This is a genomic window from Microbacterium sp. ISL-103, from assembly GCF_018613995.1.
In the GTDB taxonomy this organism is placed as follows: Bacteria; Actinomycetota; Actinomycetes; order Actinomycetales; family Microbacteriaceae; genus Microbacterium.
On the sequence record NZ_JAGGPD010000320.1, the window covers coordinates 1 to 4,552 of the forward strand.

General features: G+C 70.2%; 4 protein-coding genes. 2 read left to right on the forward strand and 2 right to left on the reverse strand.

Features of this window, described 5'->3' with window-relative positions; genetic code table 11:
* Positions 1-95: 95 nt before the first annotated feature.
* Positions 96-860 (reverse strand): EI24 domain-containing protein, encoded by a 765-nt coding sequence (locus tag J7E68_RS12180; RefSeq protein ID WP_215172928.1) that lies wholly within the window; start codon positions 858-860, stop codon positions 96-98.
* Between the two features lie 9 nt (positions 861-869).
* Entirely contained in the window at positions 870-1,559 is a 690-nt protein-coding gene (locus J7E68_RS12185) for an HAD family phosphatase (protein WP_215172930.1), read from the reverse strand.
* Positions 1,560-1,799: 240 nt separating this feature from the next.
* On the opposite strand from J7E68_RS12185, the gene J7E68_RS12190 reads away from it, so the two are divergent.
* Positions 1,800-2,537, forward strand: coding sequence for a GntR family transcriptional regulator (locus J7E68_RS12190; protein WP_215172932.1), 738 nt, complete (start codon positions 1,800-1,802; stop codon positions 2,535-2,537).
* Positions 2,538-2,724: 187 nt separating this feature from the next.
* On the forward strand, positions 2,725-4,552 hold a 1,828-nt coding region (locus tag J7E68_RS12195; protein WP_215172934.1), incomplete at its 3' end, for a metallophosphoesterase.

Consider the following 4,552-nt stretch of genomic DNA (forward strand, 5'->3'; position numbering starts at 1 on the left):
GAAACGGGGCACTCTCAGGTCGAAGCGCGTGACCTCGCCGCCGACCAGCGCAGCGAGGCGTCTGGCGGTGCGGAAGACGGTGTCGCCCGCGGGCATCAGCGAGTTCCTGATGCCGGTGGTGGGGGCAGCGGCGTTCGCTGCAGCATGCCGCGAGCGAGTGTCGTGGCGCCGGCGACGGCGGCGGGCATCACGGCGACCGCGCCCCCCGGGATCAGGAAGCACAGCTGCGTCGCGACGCCGAAGCCCAGCACTCGCGCGCGGCTGCCCCGGAAGAGCAGCGCCCGGTCGGCCTGGCTGAGGTCGCGGGCGTCGAAGGCTCGGCCGGTGAGCTCGCGCGCCAGCATCCGCCCCGAGAGCACGACTCCGGAGACGGCGCCGAGAACGCCGCCGACGAGCGGGAGGAGCCCCAGCAGCAGCACGAGGATCGCGATCAGGATGCCGAGCAGCACCAGCCTGAGGCCCTCGCCGACCGCCATCCAGAAGCCGCCGCCGTCGGAGGGCGGCGCATCGCCGAGATCCGACTCGACGGCACGCCAGATGCGCTGGTAGAACGGATCGCCGATCGCGAGGGCGAGTGCGCTGAACACGGCGCTCGCGAGGGCGAGGGCGGCGACGAAGACGACGATGCCGACCGCTGCTCGCAGCACCGAGCGCCAGGCGGGAATCCAGCCGTCGGCGAAGGGGGTGAGGGCGTCGGAGAGAGGGCCGAGCGACAGAGCCAGCGGCACGAGCCCGGCGAGCAGCACGAGTGCGGCGATGAGGCCGGGTACGAGTCCCAGGGCCATCAGCCCCGGTCGCCGCCGCCACGTGCCGAAGCCGCGCAGCAGGGTGCGGACACCCTCGAAGAACTCCCGGATCATGCGTCCAGCCTAGGAGGGCGACGATCCCCTGGCGACCGCGCGCAGCATCCCGACATCCACAGCGGTCAGCGAGGCGACCTGGAAGGTCGCGGGAACGCGCGGACCGTCTCCGACGACGACGGTCGCGCAGCCCGCGGCCACCGCGGATGCGGCACCGACGAGGGAATCCTCGAGCGCGACACATCGGTGCGAGGGAAGGCCGAGGATCTCGGCGGCGCGAAGGTAGGGATCCGGCGCGGGCTTCGTGCGCGCCGTGTCGTCCGCCGTCACGATCGCATCGAACACCGAGAGATCGACGGTCTGCGCGAATCGCTCCACCCAGTGCCGCGGAGACGAGGTGACGAGAGCCAGCGGCACCTGTGCGGCGACCAGTGCATCGAGCAGCGATCGAGCGCCGAGCATCCAGGAGACGCCGTCGGCGTACGCCTCGAGCGACCGCCGATCGAGCTCTTCCGCGACCGCTGCCGTCGTCATCTCGAGCGGCAGGCGGCTGCGCAGGGTTGCCGCCGCGCGGTGCAGGTCGAGCCCCTCCAAGGTCGACACGAGAGCGGGGTCGTCCGTGCCGCCGTGCCGGCGCACGAACTCCTCGACGACCACGAGCCAGGCGCTCTCGGTGTCGAGAAGCGTGCCGTCCATGTCGCTGAGCACGGCCCACTCGGGTCGTGGCGCGTCGGCCGAGCTCGGCGTGCGGTCGGGCATGAGGGTCCTCCGGTCTGCGACCGGGAAGGATCGCTCAGCCCATCCGACCGGACGAGACGCGCAGTGCGGAATCCGTCAGCGAACTCGGGGTGAACACCGCGTGGCCGGCACGTGAAACCCGATGGACAGGTGCCGGCAGATGTGCAGATCGACGGCAGTGGAGAGCTTTTCCCGCCGCTGAGCGCGGATACGCTGACGGCGGTGTGCCCGCTCTGCAGGGCGAGGGAGAGGAGAGGCCACATGCATCGCTATCGGGAGATCGCGCGTGATCTGAGCATCCAGATCATCGATGGGGCGTTCGACGAGGGCGGGATGCTGCCGCCGGAAGAACAGCTCTCCCTCAGCTACGGAGTCTCCCGCGGCACGGTGCGCAACGCACTCGTGCTGCTCGCGCGGCAGGGAGCGATAGCGCCCCGCCGCGGATCGGGCTGGCTCGTGCGCACCACACTGCAGAGTCAACGGCTCTCGGAGATGCGCTCCTTCGCGCAGTGGGCGCGAAGCCGTGGGCTGGAGCCAGGGGGACGAGTGGTCTCGCAGCGCCGCAGGGCCCCCACAGCGCTCGAGGCGAGGCAGTTGCGCGGCGGGTCCCGCGCCGGCGACGTGCTCGAAGGCGTGCGACTGCGCATGCTCAACAGGCGCGTCGTGATGCTCGAGCGCACGGCCTACCCCGCATGGATCGCTCCGATGATCGAAGCGCTGTCGCCTGAGGAGCCGTCGGTCGTCGGTGCGCTGGAAGAGCGCCACGGGGTGCGCATGGTGCACGGGGAACACCCGATCGATGCCATCGCCGCGGCCAGTGACGATGCGCGACTGCTCGAGGTGCGACGGTCGAGTCCCCTGCTCCGCGTGAATCGGGTCAGCTACGCGGCAGACGGTCGCGCCATCGAAGCGGGAGACGACCGATATCTGGCAGACACCATGTCGTTCCAGGTGCAGGCATCGCTGCAGGGCACCACTCTGACCAGGCAGGCCAACTGAGGCGGGCCCCCGACCGGTCTCTCCGACCCGTCGGGTTCACCGCGGTGGACTGCTGTGCGCACGCGTCCAGCAGGATCCGGTCGGGGAGGCGGGATGTGGCCGTCCGTTCACCTTCCGTGCATCCGCGGTTGGGTGTCCGCGGCGACGCTCGAGACATCAGCCCACTCGTCTCGAAAGGACGACACCCATGCATCCCTCCCGACCTCAGACCCCGATGAGGGGCGTCGCCCTGTTCGGTGTCGCACTGTCTGCCGTGCTGGTCGCCAGCCCGATCGCCGCGAGCGCACAGGCGGTGCCGGTGCCGCACGAGGTGCTCGCTGCTGCCGAATCGTCGTTCCGGGTCCCGACCGGCGCGCTCGTCGCCGGCAGCACCGTGCGCATCGAGTACGCGACCGACAAACCCGACGACACGAACTGGATCGGGTTCTACCGCGACGGCGAGATCCCCGGGGGCGGCGGCCAGGTCTCCGTCTCCTGGAAGTATGCCCCGACAGCCGCGGGGACGGTCGAACTCGAGGTTCCCGCAGCCCCCGGCGTCTACACGCTCTGGTACCTCGCCGCAGACGGCTACGAGCCTCTCGCGACGCAGCAGACCGTGACCGTGAGCGCTGCCGGCGGCGAGCTGAGCCCCGGCGATCCGGCGGCCCCCGTCGACATCGTGCCCGTGACCACAGGCGTCGCGACCGATGGAGTGCTGCTGCGGGAGGGGTTCGACGCCGGGGTGCCCGAGACATGGTCGGTGGAGTCCGCCTCGACCATGGACGGCGTCGGAACCGCGGCCTATCGAGGCTGGTCCGCCACGACGCGTGACCAGTGGACGGCGAGCATCGACGAGATGCGTGCACGGTTCGCCCGCCCGCTCGCAGGTTTCGCGGTCGCCGACGCCCAGCAGTTCGGAGCGCAGCCTTTCTCGTCGACGCTGACCAGCGCCGCGGTCGACGTCGAGTACCTGCGCCCGCTGGAGCTCTCGTTCGACAGCCACTATCGCGGGGCCCCCGCGCAGACAGGTGTGGTGCGTGCGAGCTTCGACGGAGGCGACTGGACGGAGGTGCTGCGGCTCGACTCCGCATCCGTGGCCGACGGCTACGACCCGCTGCAGCTGAACTACATGCAGGAGATCGCGATCGACGTGCCTGCCGGTGCTGCCGAGGTGCGGTTCCAGTGGCAGCTCGACGCCGCGGATGCCGGCGCCCGCTACTGGGCGATCGACTCGGTGACCGTGCGCCAGGGCGCGCTCGCGAGCGACGAGGCGTCGACGACGCTGTGGACGGTGTCGGACATCCAAGGTCACCCGCAGGACTTCGAACACGGTCTCAACGATCTGCACGAGCTCGCGCCCGACCCCGCGGGTCTGCTGATCGTCGGAGACCTCGTGAACTCCGGCACACCGACCGAATGGGACGAGATCTACCAGGTGATGGAGAACACGACCGCGATCCGCCCCGAGACCACCGTCGCGTCGATCGGCAACCACGAGCGATATGCGAGCGGAGGTTTCGCGGCGAACTTCGAGCGGTTCCTCGCGTTCGCCGAGCGCGACAGGGCGTATGCCGAGTACGTGCTCAGCGGTCCGGGGGGTCAGGTCCCCGTGATCACCATCGGTCAGGAGATCAGCGGGCCGTCCGATGTCGCGATGACCGACGAGCAGGTGACATTCCTCGAGGAGCGCCTCGCGCACTGGACCGCACGGGGCTCGCAGGTGATCGTCAACACGCACTTCCCGCTCGGCGACACCGTCTCGGCCTCGTGGATCCCCTGGTACCACGACCATCACCTGATGAACGACCGACTCACGAGCATCCTCGGCAACTACCCGAACGCCGTCGTCTTCAGCGGCCACACCCACTACCCGGCGACGCTGGGTGACTGGGCGGTGCAGCGCCGCACGGCGGACGGCCATCCCGACGGCTTCTGGTCGGTGAACACGGTGGCGATGCACGTGGGGTGGGATGCGCGCGGCGAGAACACGCAGGGCATCACCGAGGTCACGATCGGCGATGTCAACAACGGCCTGA

Coding starts and splice junctions, on each gene's coding strand:
- J7E68_RS12180 (WP_215172928.1), bottom strand. CDS start 860: ATGATCCGGGAGTTCTTCGAGGGTGTCCGCACCCTGCTGCGCGGCTTC.
- J7E68_RS12185 (WP_215172930.1), bottom strand. CDS start 1,559: ATGCCCGACCGCACGCCGAGCTCGGCCGACGCGCCACGACCCGAGTGG.
- J7E68_RS12190 (WP_215172932.1), top strand. CDS start 1,800: ATGCATCGCTATCGGGAGATCGCGCGTGATCTGAGCATCCAGATCATC.